The organism is Microbacterium sp. JB110, assembly GCF_003335195.1.
In the GTDB taxonomy this organism is placed as follows: Bacteria; Actinomycetota; Actinomycetes; order Actinomycetales; family Microbacteriaceae; genus Microbacterium.
Genome location: NZ_QPGM01000003.1, coordinates 303,435 through 320,003, shown reverse-complemented (window position 1 = coordinate 320,003; position 16,569 = coordinate 303,435). Strand labels below are relative to the sequence as shown.

Annotated in this window: 15 protein-coding genes; 9 read left to right on the top strand and 6 right to left on the bottom strand. The window is 68.6% G+C overall.

The window, feature by feature from the left end; translation table 11 throughout:
• The first annotated feature begins 292 nt into the window (after nucleotides 1-292).
• The 8 genes from ribD to CIK77_RS07640 all read left to right on the top strand — a co-directional run bounded on the left by ribD (nucleotide 293) and on the right by CIK77_RS07640 (nucleotide 8,347).
• Nucleotides 293-1,372 (top strand): bifunctional diaminohydroxyphosphoribosylaminopyrimidine deaminase/5-amino-6-(5-phosphoribosylamino)uracil reductase RibD, encoded by a 1,080-nt coding sequence (ribD, locus tag CIK77_RS07675; RefSeq protein WP_087054310.1) that lies wholly within the window; start codon nucleotides 293-295, stop codon nucleotides 1,370-1,372.
• Nucleotides 1,372-2,121 carry a riboflavin synthase gene (locus CIK77_RS07670; protein WP_087054311.1) on the top strand — a complete coding sequence of 250 codons (750 nt, stop codon included), beginning with the start codon at nucleotides 1,372-1,374 and terminating at the stop codon, nucleotides 2,119-2,121. Before ribD ends, CIK77_RS07670 begins: the two co-directional genes overlap by 1 nt.
• Nucleotides 2,118-3,434, top strand: a complete 1,317-nt coding sequence (gene ribA / locus CIK77_RS07665; protein WP_087054312.1) for a GTP cyclohydrolase II — start codon at nucleotides 2,118-2,120, stop codon at nucleotides 3,432-3,434. Before CIK77_RS07670 ends, ribA begins: the two co-directional genes overlap by 4 nt.
• Nucleotides 3,431-3,901, top strand: a complete 471-nt coding sequence (ribH, locus tag CIK77_RS07660; protein WP_087054313.1) for a 6,7-dimethyl-8-ribityllumazine synthase — start codon at nucleotides 3,431-3,433, stop codon at nucleotides 3,899-3,901. The genes ribA and ribH overlap by 4 nt, the downstream gene beginning before the upstream one ends.
• 64 nt (nucleotides 3,902-3,965) lie before the next feature.
• Nucleotides 3,966-4,322, top strand: coding sequence for a Fe-S protein (locus CIK77_RS07655; protein WP_087054314.1), 357 nt, complete (start codon nucleotides 3,966-3,968; stop codon nucleotides 4,320-4,322).
• Between the two features lie 197 nt (nucleotides 4,323-4,519).
• Entirely contained in the window at nucleotides 4,520-5,878 is a 1,359-nt protein-coding gene (locus CIK77_RS07650) for an MFS transporter (protein ID WP_087054315.1), read from the top strand.
• A 142-nt stretch (nucleotides 5,879-6,020) separates the two neighbouring features.
• Nucleotides 6,021-7,922 carry an FAD-dependent monooxygenase gene (locus tag CIK77_RS07645; RefSeq protein WP_087054316.1) on the top strand — a complete coding sequence of 634 codons (1,902 nt, stop codon included), beginning with the start codon at nucleotides 6,021-6,023 and terminating at the stop codon, nucleotides 7,920-7,922.
• Nucleotides 7,919-8,347, top strand: coding sequence for a MarR family winged helix-turn-helix transcriptional regulator (locus tag CIK77_RS07640; protein ID WP_087054317.1), 429 nt, complete (start codon nucleotides 7,919-7,921; stop codon nucleotides 8,345-8,347). The genes CIK77_RS07645 and CIK77_RS07640 overlap by 4 nt, the downstream gene beginning before the upstream one ends.
• Nucleotides 8,348-8,363: 16 nt before the next feature.
• On the opposite strand, the gene CIK77_RS07635 is transcribed toward CIK77_RS07640, so the two are convergent.
• From CIK77_RS07635 to CIK77_RS07620, 4 genes are all read right to left on the bottom strand, one after another.
• Nucleotides 8,364-9,314, bottom strand: coding sequence for a VOC family protein (locus CIK77_RS07635; RefSeq protein ID WP_087054318.1), 951 nt, complete (start codon nucleotides 9,312-9,314; stop codon nucleotides 8,364-8,366).
• Between the two features lie 61 nt (nucleotides 9,315-9,375).
• Nucleotides 9,376-10,479, bottom strand: a complete 1,104-nt coding sequence (locus CIK77_RS07630) for a 4-oxalomesaconate tautomerase (RefSeq protein ID WP_087054319.1) — start codon at nucleotides 10,477-10,479, stop codon at nucleotides 9,376-9,378.
• The gene (locus tag CIK77_RS07625) at nucleotides 10,476-11,183 is read right to left on the bottom strand and encodes a 4-carboxy-4-hydroxy-2-oxoadipate aldolase/oxaloacetate decarboxylase (RefSeq protein WP_087054320.1); all 708 of its coding nucleotides are present in this window, start codon (nucleotides 11,181-11,183) and stop codon (nucleotides 10,476-10,478) included. The genes CIK77_RS07630 and CIK77_RS07625 overlap by 4 nt, the downstream gene beginning before the upstream one ends.
• Nucleotides 11,180-11,935, bottom strand: a complete 756-nt coding sequence (locus CIK77_RS07620; protein ID WP_087054321.1) for a PIG-L deacetylase family protein — start codon at nucleotides 11,933-11,935, stop codon at nucleotides 11,180-11,182. Before CIK77_RS07620 ends, CIK77_RS07625 begins: the two co-directional genes overlap by 4 nt.
• Before the next feature lie 225 nt (nucleotides 11,936-12,160).
• Here CIK77_RS07620 and ligM point away from each other — a divergent pair, with 225 nt between their 5' ends.
• Nucleotides 12,161-13,564: a vanillate/3-O-methylgallate O-demethylase gene (gene ligM, locus CIK77_RS07615; RefSeq protein ID WP_087054322.1), complete on the top strand. Its 1,404-nt coding sequence runs from the start codon at nucleotides 12,161-12,163 to the stop codon at nucleotides 13,562-13,564.
• A 75-nt stretch (nucleotides 13,565-13,639) separates the two neighbouring features.
• Here ligM and CIK77_RS07610 read toward each other — a convergent pair whose 3' ends face one another.
• Together CIK77_RS07610 and mmsA are read right to left on the bottom strand one after the other, a co-directional pair.
• Nucleotides 13,640-14,890 (bottom strand): ROK family protein, encoded by a 1,251-nt coding sequence (locus CIK77_RS07610; protein WP_087054323.1) that lies wholly within the window; start codon nucleotides 14,888-14,890, stop codon nucleotides 13,640-13,642.
• Between the two features lie 12 nt (nucleotides 14,891-14,902).
• Nucleotides 14,903-16,429: a multiple monosaccharide ABC transporter ATP-binding protein gene (mmsA, locus tag CIK77_RS07605; protein ID WP_087054324.1), complete on the bottom strand. Its 1,527-nt coding sequence runs from the start codon at nucleotides 16,427-16,429 to the stop codon at nucleotides 14,903-14,905.
• Between the last annotated feature and the right edge of the window lie 140 nt (nucleotides 16,430-16,569).

Genomic DNA, 16,569 nt, shown 5'->3' with positions numbered 1-16,569 from the left:
ACTCTGCCCGGTGCGGGGAATACATCGCCCGTCGACGCGTTGGGTAGACTGACAGAGCAATACGTGCTCCGGGGTCGGTGAGAATCCGAACCGGCGGTGACAGTCCGCGACCTCCGCGGCGAAGGGCCCATTCGGGCTCTGAGCAGGCGGGGCTGACTCGGTGGAATTCCGGGACCGACGGTGATGCAGGCGCAGCCTGTGTAGTCCGGATGGAAGGCAGCACGGGCGTTGCCCCTCTCACGGGAGGGGTCGCGCCCGAGACCCCGGTGCGCATCGACGACCGGAGGTCCGGATGGCATTCACCGAGGCGGAGCGCCTGGCGATGGCGCGCGCCCTGGAGCTCGCCGCCCGCGGGCCGCGCGGGCGCAATCCTCAGGTCGGCGCCGTCATCCTCTCTCCCTCAGGCGTCGTGCTCGCCGAGGGCTGGCACCGCGGTGCGGGCACAGCGCACGCAGAAGTCGACGCGCTCTCGCACCTTCCGGACGGCGCAGCCCACGGCGCGACGGCCGTGGTGACACTCGAGCCGTGCAACCACACCGGCCTCACCGGCCCGTGCGCCGAAGCGCTGCTCGCGGCCGGCATCACCCGCGTCGTGTACGCGGTCGACGATCCGGGCGTCGCCTCCGGCGGCGGGGCGGAGCGCCTCGCCGCATCCGACGTCGATGTGGCGCCGCACCTGCTCCGCGACGAAGCCGCTGCATTCCTGGAGGCGTGGGTCACCAGCTTCCGTCTCGGGCGGCCGCACGTCACGGTGAAGTGGGCGCAGAGCCTCGACGGGCGGGGAGCTGCCGCAGACGGCACCAGTCAATGGATCACCGGCCCCGAGGCCCGCGCCGACGTGCACCGCCACCGCGCGGCCGCCGATGCGATCATCGTCGGCACGGGCACGGCACTGTTCGACGACCCCGCACTCACAGCCCGCATCGACGGCGAGCTCGCCGAGCACCAGCCGGTGCCCGTCGTGATCGGCACCCGCGCGCTTCCCCGCCGAGCCAAGCTGCACGACCATCCGCACGAGCCGATCGTCTACGGCACCCGCGATCTGCAGTCCGTGCTCGCCGACCTGCGCGACCGCGGGCTGCACCGCGTCTTCGTCGAGGGCGGCCCCGCCCTGGCGAGTGCGTTCCTCGAGGCGGGCCTGGCCGATCGCCTGCTCGCCTACGTCGCCCCCGTGCTTCTCGGCGGTGATCGCCTCTCGGTCACCGACATCGGAGTCGGCACGATCGGAGACGCGCGCCGACTGCGGATCGACTCGGTCACGACGCTCGGTGATGACATCCTGTTCGACACCCGCTTCCGCGAGCGCCGCGCATGGCCTGACAGCTCAGCGGCACCGGCCGCACATACCGCACCAGAAGAGGGAGAACGCTGATGTTCACGGGAATCATCGAGGAGCTCGGCGAGGTCGCCCAGATCGCACCGCACGGCGACGGCGTTCGATTGTCCGTCCATGCTCCGAAGGCCGTCAGCGACGCCGGTCACGGCGATTCGATCTCGATCAGCGGCGTGTGCCTGACGGTCGTGGCGCACAACGAGCACGGCTTCACCGCAGACGTGATGCGCCAGACGCTCGACATGTCGACGCTCGGCGGGCTGCGACCAGGAGCCCGGGTCAACGTGGAGCGGGCGATGACGGCGGGCGGCCGGTTGGGCGGCCACATCGTGCAGGGCCACATCGACGGCACCGGTCACGTCCTGAACGTCACCCATGGCGAGCAGTGGAGCGTCATCCGGATCGGTCTCCCCGCGCGCTTCGCGCCGCTGGTGGTCGACAAGGGCTCTATCGCGGTCGACGGCGTCTCCCTCACCGTGAGCGCCGTGAGCAGTCCTGGAGGCCTGTCCGCGTGGTTCGAGGTCTCACTCATCCCCGAGACGCTGCAGGCGACGACCCTCGGTGAGCGCGTTCCGGGCGACCGCGTCAACCTCGAGACCGACATCCTCGCCCGGCACGTCGAGCGGCTGCTGGCCTTCGACCGCGGCGAGCCTGACGCCGAAGCCGCAGTGCCGGATGACGAGGAGCAGCGGCCGGGATCGGTCTCGTTCGCGACGACAGAAGTCCCTGCCGCCGACTACACCGTACTGACAGACCCCGACCTTCCCGACCCTGGAGCCATGCGATGAGCACGAACGATCTCGCCTCGATCGAGGAGGCCGTGGCCGCGCTGCGCGAGGGCCGCCCCGTCATCGTCGCCGACGACGAGGACCGAGAGAACGAGGGCGACGTCATCCTGTCGGCCGAGCTCGCCTCGCAGGAGTGGCTGGCGTGGACGGTGCGATACACCTCCGGCTACCTGTGCGCTCCGATGCCGTCGGAGTGGGCGGACAGACTCGAGCTGCCGCCGATGGTGACCCACAACGAGGATGCCCGCGGCACCGCATACACCGTGAGCGTCGACGCCGCCTCCGGTGTGACGACAGGCATCAGCGCGCACGATCGTGCGCGCACGCTGAACGTGCTGGCCGATCCGGACGCCGGGCCGACCGACCTCATCCGGCCCGGCCACATCCTGCCGCTGCGCGCAGTCCCCGGCGGCGTGCGCGAGCGTGCGGGGCACACAGAGGCCGCCGTCGACCTGATGCGACTCGCAGGCCTCGCCCCAGTCGGAGTGATCGGCGAGATCGTCGCCGACGACGGCAGCATGATGCGACTGCCCGGCCTGATCGAGATGGGGCAGCGCGAAGACGTACCGGTCACCACGATCGAGAGACTCGCCGCCCACCTCGCCGAGCACGACGACAGCGGCGAGGAGCTGGCACCGACGCGGCGCGCCGTGAGCCTGCGGGCGAACGCCGTCGTGCCCACCGCGCACGGCACCTTCCGCTTCCTGGCGTACAAAGACAGGATGACCGGCACCGACCACCTGGCGATCGTCTCCGGCGATCTGTCAGCGGTCGACGCGCCGCTGGTGCGCGTCCACTCGGAATGCCTGACGGGTGAGGCCTTCCACTCGCAGAAATGCGAGTGCGGCTCCCAGCTCGACGCGGCGCTCGAACGCATCGACGCCGACGGCGGCGCCGTGATCTACATGCGAGGGCACGAGGGGCGAGGCATCGGCCTCATCAACAAGCTGCGCGCGTACGCGCTGCAGGAGGAGGGGCTCGACACACTCGATGCCAACACCGCGCTGGGCCTGCCGGCCGATGCCCGCGACTACGCCGCGGCGGCCGGGATCCTCGCCGACCTCGGCGTGAAGAGCGTGCGCCTGCTCACGAACAACACGGACAAGGTCACCCAGCTGCGCGGGTTCGGCATCGACGTCGCCGAGCAGGTTCCGCTGATCGTGGGCGTCGGCCCGAACAACCACCAGTACCTCACCACCAAACGCGACCGGATGGGTCACATCATCGGCGAGGACGAGCTCGCCGCCGCCATCGCACTGATGAAGGACGAGCCCCACCAGGGCGAGCAGATCGAAGGGAACCAGAGCGCATGAGCGTTGAGGGAGCACCGAAGGCCGACCGGATCGACGGCACCGGCCTGAACGTGGTCGTCGTGGCCGGCACGTGGCACGAGACGATCTCGGAAGGGCTGATCGCGGGCGCGCAGCGGGCGCTCGACGCCGCGGGCGCGACCCATGCGCTCGTGCGGGTCCCCGGCTCGTTCGAGCTGCCCGTCGTGGCCAAAGCCGCCCTCGACCGAGGCGCGGACGCGGTCGTGGCGCTCGGCGTGATCATCCGGGGCGGCACTCCGCACTTCGAGTACGTGTCCTCGGCGGCCACCGACGGTCTCACGCGGGTTGCGCTCGACACCGGCAAGCCCGTCGGCTTCGGCGTGCTGACCACGGACGACGAGCAGCAGGGGCTCGACCGCGCAGGGCTCGCCGACTCCCACGAGGACAAGGGTGCAGAAGCGGCCGAGGCCGCACTGGCCACCGCCGCGGTGCTGCGCGATCCGCGCTGACCCCGCAGCCGCGCGTTACTCAGTCGAGACTTGAATCCTTCAGATTTCTACGTAGGGTAGAAACATGGAGATTCTGCGGCACGCCACCCTTTTCATTCACCTGATCGGGTTCGCGCTCCTGTTCGGCAGCTGGTTCGTCGAGGCCGCGCAGCGCACCTTCAAGGTGAACAAGGTGATGAACCTCGGCATGGTCGTCGCCCTGGTCGCAGGCCTCGCCCTCGCCGCCCCGTGGGGCATGGGCGACGGTGAGATGAACTACGCGAAGATCGGCACGAAGCTCATCGTGCTCATCGTCATCGGCGCGCTGATGGGAATCTCCAGCGCACGTGCGAAGAAGGACAAGCCGCTGCCGGTGTGGACGTTCTGGCTGATCGGCGCGCTGGTGCTGGTCAACGCCGGTCTCGCTGTGATGTGGCGCTGAGCGATTCGCGCTCCGCTGCCCGCGTGAGAGCCCGACGGGTGCATCCACGGGTATAGAATCGTCGATTGTGCCCGGCCACGACGCCGCACACCGCTCACGGGGCGGCGCGGCGCGACCCGTCGAGCCGACTCCGGAGCCGACGGAGCAGACCCCACCTTCCGGCCTGCCTTTCATCCGCATCATTGCTAAGGCAGCTCATGACCAGCACCACTCAGGCGGCTTCGAAGCCGCTCAACTCCCGCGGCCGCGTGATCGCCGCAAGCCTCGTCGGCACGACGGTGGAGTTCTACGACTTCTACGCGTACGCCACCGCCGCCGCCCTCGTCTTCCCGCACCTGTTCTTCCCCGAGTTCAGCCCGACCGCCGGCCTGCTGTCGTCGTTCGCTGTGTTCGGCGCAGCAATGGTCGCCCGTCCGATCGGCGCAATCGTGTACGGCCACTTCGGCGACAAGTTCGGCCGCAAGTCCACGCTTGTAGCATCGCTGCTGACGATGGGCATCGCGACGTTCCTCATCGGCCTGTTGCCGACGTACGACGCGATCGGGCTGTGGGCCGCCGGACTGCTGCTGGTGCTGCGTCTCGCCCAGGGCTTCGCGCTCGGCGGCGAGTGGTCCGGCGCCGCCCTGGTGGCGACCGAGAACGCGCCCGAGGGCAAACGCGCGCTGTACGGCACCTTCCCGCAGCTGGGTGCTCCGATCGGCTTCATCATCGCGAACCTGCTGTTCCTCGTGCTGAACTACGCTCTCCCCGGCGACGCCGCCAACGTCGAAGACGCCTTCCTCTCCTGGGGATGGCGCATCCCGTTCCTGTTCTCGGCCGTGATGGTCGTCGTCGGCCTGTGGGTGCGGCTGAAGCTCGTCGAGTCCGACGCGTTCCAGCGCGCCGAGAAGAAGGGCGACATCAAGAAGGCACCGCTCGGACACGTGTTCGCCAAGCACTGGTGGCAGCTCATCCTGGGCACGTTCTTCATGCTCGCCACCTACGTGCTGTTCTACCTGATGACGAACTTCACGCTCTCGTACGGCACCACGGCCGCCGATGCCGACGTGCCGGGGCTCGGTTTCGCGCGCACCGACTTCGTGCTGATGCAGATCTTCGGGGTGGTGTTCTTCGGCATCTTCACCCTCATCTCCGGTCCCCTCGCCGACCAGATCGGCCGCCGCAGACTGCTGATCTGGGTGACCTGCGGCATCATCGCGCTCGGCCTGGTGTACACGGTCTTCCTGATGCCGCACGACAGCGCGCAGTTCACCGGGGCTCTCACGCAGACGTTCCTGATCTTCGGGTTCACACTGATGGGCATGACGTTCGGCCCGATGGGCGCGCTGCTGCCTGAGCTGTTCCCGACATCGGTGCGCTACACCGGATCAGCCGTGGCGTACAACGTCTCCTCGATCCTCGGCGCATCGGTCGCTCCGCTGATCGCCATCTGGCTGTGGAGCGTCGGCGACGGCAACCCGTGGTTGGTGGGCCTGTACATGTCGGCCGCCGGTGTACTCACCCTGGTCGCATTGCTCCTCGGCAAGGAGACCAAGGACGTCGACATCAACGCGTGACGACCACCTTCCGGAACGGCCCTCGGCTTCACACGAAGCCGAGGGCCGTTCCGCATCCGAACACCGGCGCCCGCGATATTGCTCCTTGCGTTCGTTGGGGTACGTACCATATTCTGTTCGTACCCCAACGAAAGAGTCCGGCATGGAGTACTACCGAGACGGGTTCCACCCCGGCGATCCCGCCGTTCGCCCGGCGACGGCTCCCCCGCGCAGCGGTCTCCCCGACGAGGTCGACGTGCTGGTCGTCGGGTCAGGGCCGGCCGGACTGGTCGCCGCCGCGCAGCTCGCGCAGTTCCCGGCGATCTCGACGGCCGTCATCGAGCGCCGACCCGAGCCGTTGCAGCTCGGCCAGGCCGACGGCGTCGCCTGCCGCTCCCTCGAGATGTTCCAGGCGTTCGGCCTCGCCGGGCAGATGATCGACGAGGGCGCCTGGGTCACCGAGGTGCACTTCTGGCGGCCGGATCCGGATGCCCGTTCGCAGATCCGCAGAGCCGATCGCGTGCAGGACGTCGCCGACGACCTCAGCGAGATGCCGCACATCATCCTGAACCAGGCCCGCATCCACGACCATCTGCGCGGCGCGATGGCGAAGGCGCCGACCCGGCTCGGCGTCGACCACGGCTGGGAGTTCATCGGCCTGACCCGTGACGACTCGCGCTCCCATCCGGTCGAGGTCGCGCTCAGAGGCGTTCCGAGCGGCGAGGCGCGTGTCATCCGGGCCCGCTATGTCATCGGAGCCGACGGCGCTCGCAGCGATGTCCGCGGGGCGATCGATCGCACGCTCTCCGGTGACCGCACGAACCATGCATGGGGCGTGATGGACATCATGCCGATCACCGACTTCCCCGACTTCCGGTTCAAGAACGCTGTGCAGTCGGACGGGCACGGCTCCCTGCTGTCGATCCCGCGCGAGGGCGGGCACCTGGTGCGCCTCTACGTCGATCTCGGCACCGTGACCGAAGCCGATCGCGGCGACATCCGTTCGAAGACGGCGGAGGACGTGCTCGCGGTGGCCGGGCGGATCCTGCAGCCGTATTCGATCGAGGCCGCCGAGACAGTGTGGTTCAGCGTGTACGAGGTAGCCCAGCGGATCGCCGACGGCTTCGACGACGCGGTCGGCCGCGCTGGCGTCGACCCGCGCGTGTTCATCACGGGTGACGCGTGCCACACGCACTCCGCGAAGGCGGGGCAGGGCATGAACGTGTCGATGCAGGACGGCTTCAACCTCGGCTGGAAGCTCGCAGCGGTCTTGGAGGGGCGGGCCGATCCGCAGCTCCTCGAGACCTACGATGCCGAGCGCCGGCCGATCGCGCAGGAGCTGATCGACTTCGACAAGGAATGGTCGGAGATGATCGCCGCGCCGGCGGCGGATCCGGATCATCCGGAGCGCGGCGGCATCGACCCCGACGAGCTGGCCGCGTACTTCACGCAGCAGGGGCGCTACACGGCAGGCGTCGCCGCACGCTACGCGCCGGAGCACTCTCCCCTCACCGGCACCGATGCGCACCAGGAGCTCGCGACGGGTCTGATCGTCGGCGAGAGGTTCCATTCCGCGCCCGTCGTGCGCGTCGGCGACGGGCGGCCGATGCAGCTCGGCCACTGCCACACCGCCGATGGCCGGTGGCGTGCGTATCTGTTCGCCGATGCGGGTGAGCACCGGATGAATGCGCTGTGCGAGTGGCTCGCAGCAGGCGACGGCTCCCCCATCCGGCGCTACGGCGCGGGACTCGACGTCGACGCGATCCTCGACGTGCGCGGCGTGCTGCAGCGCGACCTGCACGACGCCGACGCGTCGAACGTGCCCCCGTTGCTCGCACCGCGTGCCGGCAGGCTCGGGCTGACCGATCACCACAAGGCGTTCGTGCCAGGCGCCGGAGACATCTACGCGATGCGCGGCATCGATCGCGAACGCGGCGCTCTCGTGCTGGTGCGGCCCGATCAGTACATCGCACAGGTGCTGCCGCTCGAGGCGACAGAAGAGCTCGTCGCGTTCTTCGAGCGCGCGTTCTTCCGCCCGGTCGCGACTGGCAGGCCGGCGTCATGAGCACCATCGACTCCCGCCTCCTCACCCACACCGGTCACCTCCTCCGGCGCGCACAGCAGGTGCACCAGGCGGCGTGGAACGCGCACGTGTCGACCACGATCTCGAGCGTGCAGTACGCGGCGCTGCACGTCGTCTCACGCGAGCCAGGTGCGAGTCAGGCGCGGCTCGGTGCGACCCTCGGCCTCGACCGGTCGACGATCGCCGACCTCGTGGCGCGGATGGTGCGGCGGGGCCTGCTCGCCAGGACCGCGTCCGCCGACGATGCGCGCAGCAAGTCGCTGCATGTCACTCCGGACGGCGCCGAAGCGCTCGCGGACCTGCGCCCGAAGGTCGACGCCATCGAGCCGATCGTCACCGGCGGCGCGGACGAACACGACCGCGCCGAGCTGCACCGGCTGCTCCTGCAGATCGTCGACGGAGCCTGACTCGCCGACGCACCCGTCACACGACGGGAGTGCCGTGGGTGTGGAAGGACTCGATCGTCTTCATTCCCCAGGCCTGACCCTTCTTGCGCTCTTCTTCGCTCCATTCGACGACCGGCTGATCCGGGTCGAGCAGCAGGCGCGCGCCGGCGTTGGCGAACTCGATGCGGTTGCCGCCCGGCTCCCACACGTACAGGAAGAACGTCTGGTTGATCGCGTGCTTGTGCGGGCCTGACTCGATGTGGATGCCGTTCTCGAGGAAGATGTCGGCGGCCTTGAGGATGTCCTCGCGCGTGTCTGGTGCGAAGGCGATGTGGTGCAGGCGGTTGCCGTGCTTGGTCCAGTCATCGCTGTAGACCATGTCGTACGACTTCAGCCCGAAGTGGAACCACCAGGCGGCGAACTTTCCGTTGTTGAGCCTGATGCGCTCGCTCTCGCGCATGCCGAGGGCATCGCGCATGAACTCGCCGTTGGCCTCGACGTCCTTGCCCAGGAAGTTGATGTGATCGAGCCGTCGCGCGTTCACGCCGACGCCGGGGAACTTCGATGCCTGGTTCTTCAGCGCGGGTCGGTCCTCTGAGCCGGCGACGTAGCGCTCGGTTTCGTAGTAGATCCCGAGCTCGTGACCGTCCGGGTCGTTGAACAGGTACGTCCTGCCTGTGCCGACCTCGCCGTCGACCCAGCCGATGCCGAGACCGGCGGCCTCGATCTCCTTCACGCGCCGCTCCAGTGCCTCCTGGCTCGATGCGCGCAGCGACGTGCGGCCGACGCCGGCGGCGTCCTTCTTCGTGAGCTTGATGGTGTACAGCTCGTAGTCGTCCCACGTGCGCAGGTACACCGAATCACCCGCTTCGGCGACGACCCGCATCGCGAGCAGGTCGCGGAAGAAGAACAGGCTCTCGTCGAACTTCGGCGTGTACAGCTCGACGTTCGCCAGGTGTGCGATGTCGAACGATGTGTAGTCGGTCATCGTCGTCCTCTCTGACAGGTGTTGCGCGATGCCCCGGATGATCGGGGCGCGCTCGGGTGAATCACAGTCTCGGGCGGGGGAACACGGTTCCCTCGAACAGTTTGCGCGCGGTGCGGATGGCGACGGACCGCGTCACGTCGAATGCGCCGTCCCGTTCGGCGATGGCGACGTCGACGTCGAAGTGACCCGTGGGGTGCTCGACGACGAACGGCTCGCCTTCCGCCGGCGGCACGGCCACGCCTTCTCCGACGGAACCTCGCGCCACGGCGCCCGCGGCCGCGGTGAGCGCGCCGAGCACACCGACGGAGGTATGCACACGGAAGCCGTCACCGCCCTGGGGCAGGAACGTGCGCGTCGTCATACCGGTCCCGCCTCGCGGGGCGGAGATGGCGACCATCTTCGGGATCGTGGCCCGCGCGACGTCGCCCAGCCCCATCCGGTCGGCCGCAGAGATCCGGAGGTGTTCGAGACGCTCGGCGAGGGCGGCGTCCGCTTCGAGATCTGCCGGCGCGGCATCCGGATCGATGCCGAGGTCCTGAGACCGCAGCAGCACGGACGGCATGCCGTTGTCGACGCAGGTGACGGCGACGGAGTCGATCTCGTCCCTGACGCTCCCGGTCGGGAACAGCGCTCCGGCAGTCGAGCCCGCTGTGCCCTCGAAGTCGAGCGCGATCGCACCCGCTGTTCCCGGCACGCCGTCGATCGCCTGGTCGCCGTCGTAGTCGACCGAGACCGTGCCGCTCGCACCGGTCTCGGTGCGGAACGTCGCCGTCGCGATGCTCCCGGTGTTCAGCATCCGGATGCGCACGCGCGTCTGGCCGGCCGTCGCCGCGACGAGCCCGCGCTCGACGGCGAACGGGCCGACGCCTGCGATGATGTTGCCGCAGTTCTGCTTGTCGCTGACGAACGCCTCGTCGACGCCGGTCTGCAGGAACAGGTAGTCGACATCGGTGTCGGCGCCGTCGCTCGGCGAGACGACCGCGACCTTCGAGGTGAGCGGGTGCGCGCCGCCGATGCCGTCGATCTGCCGCTCATCCGGTGTGCCCATGGTGCGCAGCAGCAGTTCGTCGCGTTCGGCGGCGTCAGCCGGCAGATCGGAGGCCAGGAAGTACGCCCCCTTGGACGTGCCTCCCCGCATCTGAATGCACGGGATGCCGATACTCATCGGCCGTATTCCTCCTGCGACATATACCGCACTCCGAGGCCCTCGAGCGTCGTTCTCAGACCCTTGCGGTCGAGGCTGAGCTCCGCACCCGATCCGTACGCCTCACGGTCGGCGTCCTCCTTCGCCTGCCTGGCGTCGGACTTCTCGAGCGCGGCATCGGCCCCCTCACGAGGCACGCACACGATGCCGTCGTCGTCGGCGATCACGATGTCGCCGGGCCGGATGAGCTGCCCGCCCACCGTGACGGAGACGTTGACCGAGCCCGCGGTCGCCTTGACGGTGCCCTGCGAGTGCACGCCGTTCGACCAGACAGGAAAGTCCATCTCGCGCAGGTCGGCGGTGTCGCGCACGCCCGTCTCGGTGACGAGGCCGAGCACCCCGCGCGCCTTCAGCGCCGTGGCGAACAGGTCACCGAACGCGCCGTCGGCGGATCCGGATGTCGTGGCCACGACGAGCACGTCGCCCGGCTCGCACTGCTCGATCGCCGCGTGGATCATCAGATTGTCGCCTGGCCAGCTCAGCACCGTGACAGCAGACCCGCCGATGCGCGCACCCTGCTGGATCGGCCGGATGCCTGGGCCCACCAGACCCACGCGGCCCTGCGCCTCGTGCACGGTCGCCACGCCGTGCTCAGCCAGGCGAGCGATCACGGCCGCGTCGCCGCGCCGGATGTCGGTGACGACGATGCCGAGAGGCGAGCTCATCTCAGCTCCCCCGTCACCTGCGGGTAGTACCGCTGGTATGCCTCACCCATCGTCTCGTGCGGCAGGCCGAGGTTCGGGCCGGCGTTGCGCTTGACCTGCACGCCACGGCGCTCGGCGAGGTCGGTGTAGTACTTCCACATGTGCTTCTGCGCCGGCAGGCACTCCATCGCCGCCTGCTTGCGCGGGAACGCATCGGTGATGTCGAGCAGCACGTTCGGCTTGAAATCGCATTGCTCTGGCTGGTGCGGCTCGAAGAAGAACACCGGCGGCGCGCCGATGATGTCATCCGTGGTGGGAAACGTGCCGTCGGAGTTCGCCACGCCGATCGCCTGGGCCAGAACGCGCGCCTGCAGCGCCATCCGCGCAGCCGCCGGGTGATCGCCGTTGTACGGGTCGGCGAGGGGATGCGTGAGCACCACCGTCGGCTGCACACGGCGGTACACATCGACGAGCTTGGCGACAGCCTCCTGCGACTCCACCAGCGGATAGTCACCCATGTCGAGGAACTCGATCTCGGCTCCGAGCGCATCGGCGGCCGCTGTCGCCTCCTCGCGGCGCACTGCCTTGATCTCGTCGAGCGACTTCCCCGCGAGCCACTGGCTGGCCGATTCTCCCCGCTCACCGTACGACACGCACACGACGGTCGCCTTCTCACCGCGCATCGCCGCGGCCGCGATCGCGCCGCCCGCGCGCCATACGAAATCGCCGGCATGGGCGCTCACCACGAGGAGCGCCGGGGTCTGCTCTGCCATGGAAGAGCTCTCCGTTCTGCGCGCATCGTGATGGTCCGCGCGCAGAAACAGTGAATCACCCCCTGGCGAAATGATCAACATTTTGTCTACAATTCTGGTTACGAGATACCTATGAACATGGGTACCTCTCATCCGGGTCTTCCGTCAGGAGACATCCGGGTTCCCCGCGGGCCCTCTCGCGGGGAAGATCAGACGAGGACGTCACTCACGGTCGAAGGAGCCACGATGGCCAAGAACCTGCAGGAACTGCTCGATGAGTCGGGCAGCACAGTCGAACTGCTGCGCAACTCGAAACTGGGCACCTACATCTACCCGGTCGTGCCGACCGAGTTCTCGAACTGGCGCCGCGAGCAGAAGGCGTGGCGAAACACGGCTGTGCTCTACGACCAGACGCACCACATGGTGAACTTCTTCGTGAAGGGTCCAGACGCGCTGAAGCTGCTCAGCGACACGGGCATCAACAGCTTCGCGAACTTCCCGGTGAACACGGCGAAGCAGTTCGTGCCCACGGCGTCGAACGGCGGCGTCATCGGCGACGGCATCCTGTTCCACGAATCGCAGGGCGAGTACGTCTACGTCGGCCGTGCACCTGGCGCGAACTGGCTGCAGTTCCACGCCGAGACCGGCGGGTACGACGTCGAGTGGCGCTACGACGACCGCTCCCCCTCGCGCCCGTACGGGCACGCCGTGACGCGCGAGTACTACCGCTTCCAGATCCAGGGCCCTGCCGCGTGGTCGATCATCGAGAAGCTCAACGGCGGCACACTGGAGAAGGTCAAGTTCTTCCACATGGGCTACCTCGAGGTCGCGGGCGTGCAGGTGCGCACGCTCCGCCACGGCATGGCGGGCGCCCCGGGACTGGAGCTGTGGGGCCCGTACTCCGAGCACGAGAAGATCCGCAACGCGATCCTCGAAGCCGGTGCGGAGTTCGGCATCGAGCCGTGCGGTTCGCGCGCGTACTCGTCGAACACGCTCGAGTCCGGATGGATCCCCTCGCCGCTGCCGGCGATCTACTCGAGCGAGGCTGAGCGCGCCTACCGCGAGTGGCTGCCGACGAACAGCTACGAGGCGATCAACGCGGTCGCCGGCTCGTTCGTCTCGGACAACATCGAGGACTACTACCTCAACCCGTGGGAGCTCGGCTACGGCTCGTTCGTGAAGTTCGACCACGACTTCATCGGCCGCGACGCCCTCGAGAAGGTCGAGCCGGAGAAGCAGCGCCGCAAGGTGACGCTCGCATGGAACGACGAGGACCTGTCGAAGGCGCTCACCACGGTGCTCGACCGCGATGGCGACGGCTACCAGTTCTTCGACCTGCCGAACGCGAACTACGGCTCCAGCAACTTCGACGCCGTGCTCGACGCCGACGGCACCAACATCGGCCTGTCGCTGTTCACCGGTGTCACCGCGAACGAGAAGCGCGGCCTGTCGCTGGCGACCGTCGACCGCGATGTGCCGGAGGGCGCCGAGGTCACGGTCGTCTGGGGCGAGCCCGACGGAGGCAGCGACAAGACCACCGTCGAGCCGCACCAGCAGCTGAAGGTGCGCGCCATCGTCAGCCCCGTCCCCTACGCCGCGGTCGCCCGCGACACCTACCAGGGCGGCTGGCGCTCAACCGGCGCGCTGTAGGGACCCCGTTCACCTGACGCCAGCTGCTACCACAACGTCGTTTCTGGAGCAGTTGGCGTCAGGTGAACGCGCGCGTCAGCGCCCCGGCCGCGGGGCGAGTCCGACCGGGTCGGCCAGCAGCGGGGCGAAGGCCATCTCGGCGGGGGCGAGCTGCATCAGGCGGGAGCGCATGTGGGCGCGTTCGAGGCGGACGTGGCGCCCCTCGGCGCCGACCGGGTCGACGTGCACCGCCCGAGAGAGCCGCTCGCGACTGGCCGCCAACAGCACGCCGAGGTATCCGGACAGGATGACGGCCTCCGGGGCGAACGCGTTGACGAAGTTCGTCAGCGCCAGTGACAGCACGTCGACCTGGCGCTCGAGCTCCGCTGTGATCGCAGGGTCGCGCGCGACGCCGAGCTCGATGTCGAGCTCGTCCTCATCGAGCTTGCGGCGCCCGAGCAGCTCGAGCAGCGGTGCGGGGTTCACCTCGGCCGACAGGCATCCGCGGCGCCCGCAGGCGCATCGCGCCCCGCGCGGGTCGACGACCGTGTGCCCCAGCTCGCCCGCGAACCCCGACGTGCCCCGCAGCAACGTGCGATCGAAGACGAGGCCGCCGCCGATGCCGTGAAGGCCGCCTCCCAGGTACAGCAGGTTGTCGGCGTCGCGCCCCACTCCGAAGCGCGCCTCGGCCATGGCGCCGACGCTGGCGTCGTTCCCTGCGGTCACCTGAATGCCCAGTGCGCGCTCGAGCCGGGTCGCGATCGCCTCCCGCCGCCACCCCAGCGGAGGGGCGACCACCACGGTGCCAGCCTCATCGACGAGCCCCGGCACCGCGAGCCCCGCGCCCACCAGTCGGTAGTGACGGTCGATGTCGGCGCGCATGCCGTCGACGAGGGAGCGGGCGATCTGGACGAAGCGGCGCGGGCTCGGCGGACTCGACAGGTCGTGCCGCACACGGGAGTGCACGGTGCCGCCCAGCCCCACGAGGGCGACGGAGACGGCGTCGGGCTCGACGCGGATGCCGAGCGCGACCACCGCATCGTCGGCCGCGACGCCGAGGGACGGCCGACCGACACGTCCCGTCGGCGCCGTCTCCGCCTCACGGGTCACGCCGAGATCGAGCAGCTCGGTCACCAGCGCCGTGATCGTCGATCGGTTCAGCCCTGTCGCGGCGCCGATGTGCGAACGTGAGAGCGCGCCGTTCACATGCACGAGGCGGAGCACGGCCGAGAGATTCTGCTGCCTGACCTCCTCGTTCGTCGTGCGCGTGCCCGTGGTGCGCGACGGAGCCCCGGCCCACGATGCCGTCCCGCGATCGCGCGCTGATCCCACCTCATCCATCGTCATCAACGCCACCCATCACAATCCGGCGGTCATGCCGCGCATGAGCAGTTCCTGGGTCGCATCCTCCCTGGCGACTTCTGCCGTGATGCGTCCCTCGGCGATCGTATAGATGCGATCCGAGAGTCCGATGATCTCCGGCAGCTCCGAGGAGATGACGATGACCGCCTTCCCCTGTGCCGCCAGCTCATTGATGATGCCGTAGATCTCGTATTTCGCGCCGACGTCGATGCCGCGCGTCGGTTCGTCGAGGATGAGCACGTCCGGGTTCGTGAACATCCACTTCGACAGCACGACCTTCTGCTGATTCCCGCCGGAGAGCCCTCCCGTCACGGCGTCGACGCCGGGCGCTTTGATGTTCAGCTTGTACCGATACGCGTCCGCCACCTTGTGCTCGCGGAAGCGGTCGACGATGCCGAACCTGGCGAGGCGCGACAGCGCGGCGGAGGAGACGTTCGCCCGGATGTCGCCGATCAGGTTGAGCCCGTACTGCTTGCGGTCCTCCGTCGCATACGCGATCCCGTGCCCGATCGCCTGCTCCACGGTGCGCAGCTCGATCCGCTGCCCGCGTTTGAACGCCGATCCGGTGATGGCCGAGCCGTACGAGCGTCCGAAGATGCTCATGGCGAGTTCGGTGCGCCCTGCCCCCATCAGGCCCGCGAGCCCGATGATCTCTCCCGCCCGCACGGAGAGGCTGACGTCATCGACGACGACCCGTTCGCGGTCAGCCGGATGATGAACGCTCCAGTTCTCGACGCGGAACATCTCATCTCCGATATCCGGATCGCGCGGAGGGAAGAGGCTGTCGAGGTCGCGCCCCACCATCGCCCGGATGATCCTGCCCTCGTCCGTGGCCGGATGGTCGCGTCGCATCGTCTCGATCGTCCTGCCGTCGCGGAGCACCGTGATCCGGTCGGCGACGCGGAGCACCTCGCGCAGCTTGTGGGAGATGACGATGCAGGTGATCCCCTGCGCACGCAGCTGGTCGATCAGGCCGAGCAGCCGCTCGGAGTCCGAGTCGTTCAGCGCGGCGGTCGGCTCATCGAGGATGAGAAGCTTCACGTCCTTCGCGAGCGCTTTGGCGATCTCCACGAGCTGCTGCTTGCCGACGCCCAGATCGCCGACCCTGGTAGAGGTGTTCTCGTCGAGACCGACGCGCGCCATGACCTCGGCGGCCCGTGCGTTCGTGCGACGCCAGTCGATCAGCCCGCGGCGTGAGATCTCGTTGCCGAGGTGGATGTTCTCGGCGATCGAGAGGTTCGGGACGAGGGCGAGCTCCTGATGGATGATGGCGATGCCGTGACTCTCGCTGTCCCTGACCGAGCGGAAGGCGACGTCCTGCCCGTCGAGCCGAATGCTCCCGTCGAACGATCCCGCCCTGTGCACACCGGAGAGCACGTTCATCAGGGTCGACTTGCCGGCTCCGTTCTCGCCGCAGATGGCGTGCACCTCGCCGGGCATCACGTCGATCGACACGTCCGACAGCGCCGTGACGCCGTGGAATCGCTTCGTGATCCCCGACATGCGCAGGATGGGATCCACCATGTGTGCTGAGCCGCGTTCCTCTCTGAGCCGCCTGACGTCACCGTATGTTACGCGAAAGTAATTTGTCCATAGGCTCGTCAATATGTAATGTGCCATCCAGCGGTTCCGCAGCCCGGCTGTGCGGCCACTGAGCACGATGC

Coding starts and splice junctions, on each gene's coding strand:
- CIK77_RS07670 (WP_087054311.1), top strand. CDS start 1,372: ATGTTCACGGGAATCATCGAGGAGCTCGGCGAGGTCGCCCAGATCGCA.
- ribD (WP_087054310.1), top strand. CDS start 293: ATGGCATTCACCGAGGCGGAGCGCCTGGCGATGGCGCGCGCCCTGGAG.
- ligM (WP_087054322.1), top strand. CDS start 12,161: ATGGCCAAGAACCTGCAGGAACTGCTCGATGAGTCGGGCAGCACAGTC.
- CIK77_RS07650 (WP_087054315.1), top strand. CDS start 4,520: ATGACCAGCACCACTCAGGCGGCTTCGAAGCCGCTCAACTCCCGCGGC.
- CIK77_RS07645 (WP_087054316.1), top strand. CDS start 6,021: ATGGAGTACTACCGAGACGGGTTCCACCCCGGCGATCCCGCCGTTCGC.
- CIK77_RS07625 (WP_087054320.1), bottom strand. CDS start 11,183: ATGAGCTCGCCTCTCGGCATCGTCGTCACCGACATCCGGCGCGGCGAC.
- ribA (WP_087054312.1), top strand. CDS start 2,118: ATGAGCACGAACGATCTCGCCTCGATCGAGGAGGCCGTGGCCGCGCTG.
- ribH (WP_087054313.1), top strand. CDS start 3,431: ATGAGCGTTGAGGGAGCACCGAAGGCCGACCGGATCGACGGCACCGGC.
- CIK77_RS07655 (WP_087054314.1), top strand. CDS start 3,966: ATGGAGATTCTGCGGCACGCCACCCTTTTCATTCACCTGATCGGGTTC.
- CIK77_RS07610 (WP_087054323.1), bottom strand. CDS start 14,890: ATGACGATGGATGAGGTGGGATCAGCGCGCGATCGCGGGACGGCATCG.
- mmsA (WP_087054324.1), bottom strand. CDS start 16,429: ATGGTGGATCCCATCCTGCGCATGTCGGGGATCACGAAGCGATTCCAC.
- CIK77_RS07635 (WP_087054318.1), bottom strand. CDS start 9,314: ATGACCGACTACACATCGTTCGACATCGCACACCTGGCGAACGTCGAG.
- CIK77_RS07630 (WP_087054319.1), bottom strand. CDS start 10,479: ATGAGTATCGGCATCCCGTGCATTCAGATGCGGGGAGGCACGTCCAAG.
- CIK77_RS07640 (WP_087054317.1), top strand. CDS start 7,919: ATGAGCACCATCGACTCCCGCCTCCTCACCCACACCGGTCACCTCCTC.
- CIK77_RS07620 (WP_087054321.1), bottom strand. CDS start 11,935: ATGGCAGAGCAGACCCCGGCGCTCCTCGTGGTGAGCGCCCATGCCGGC.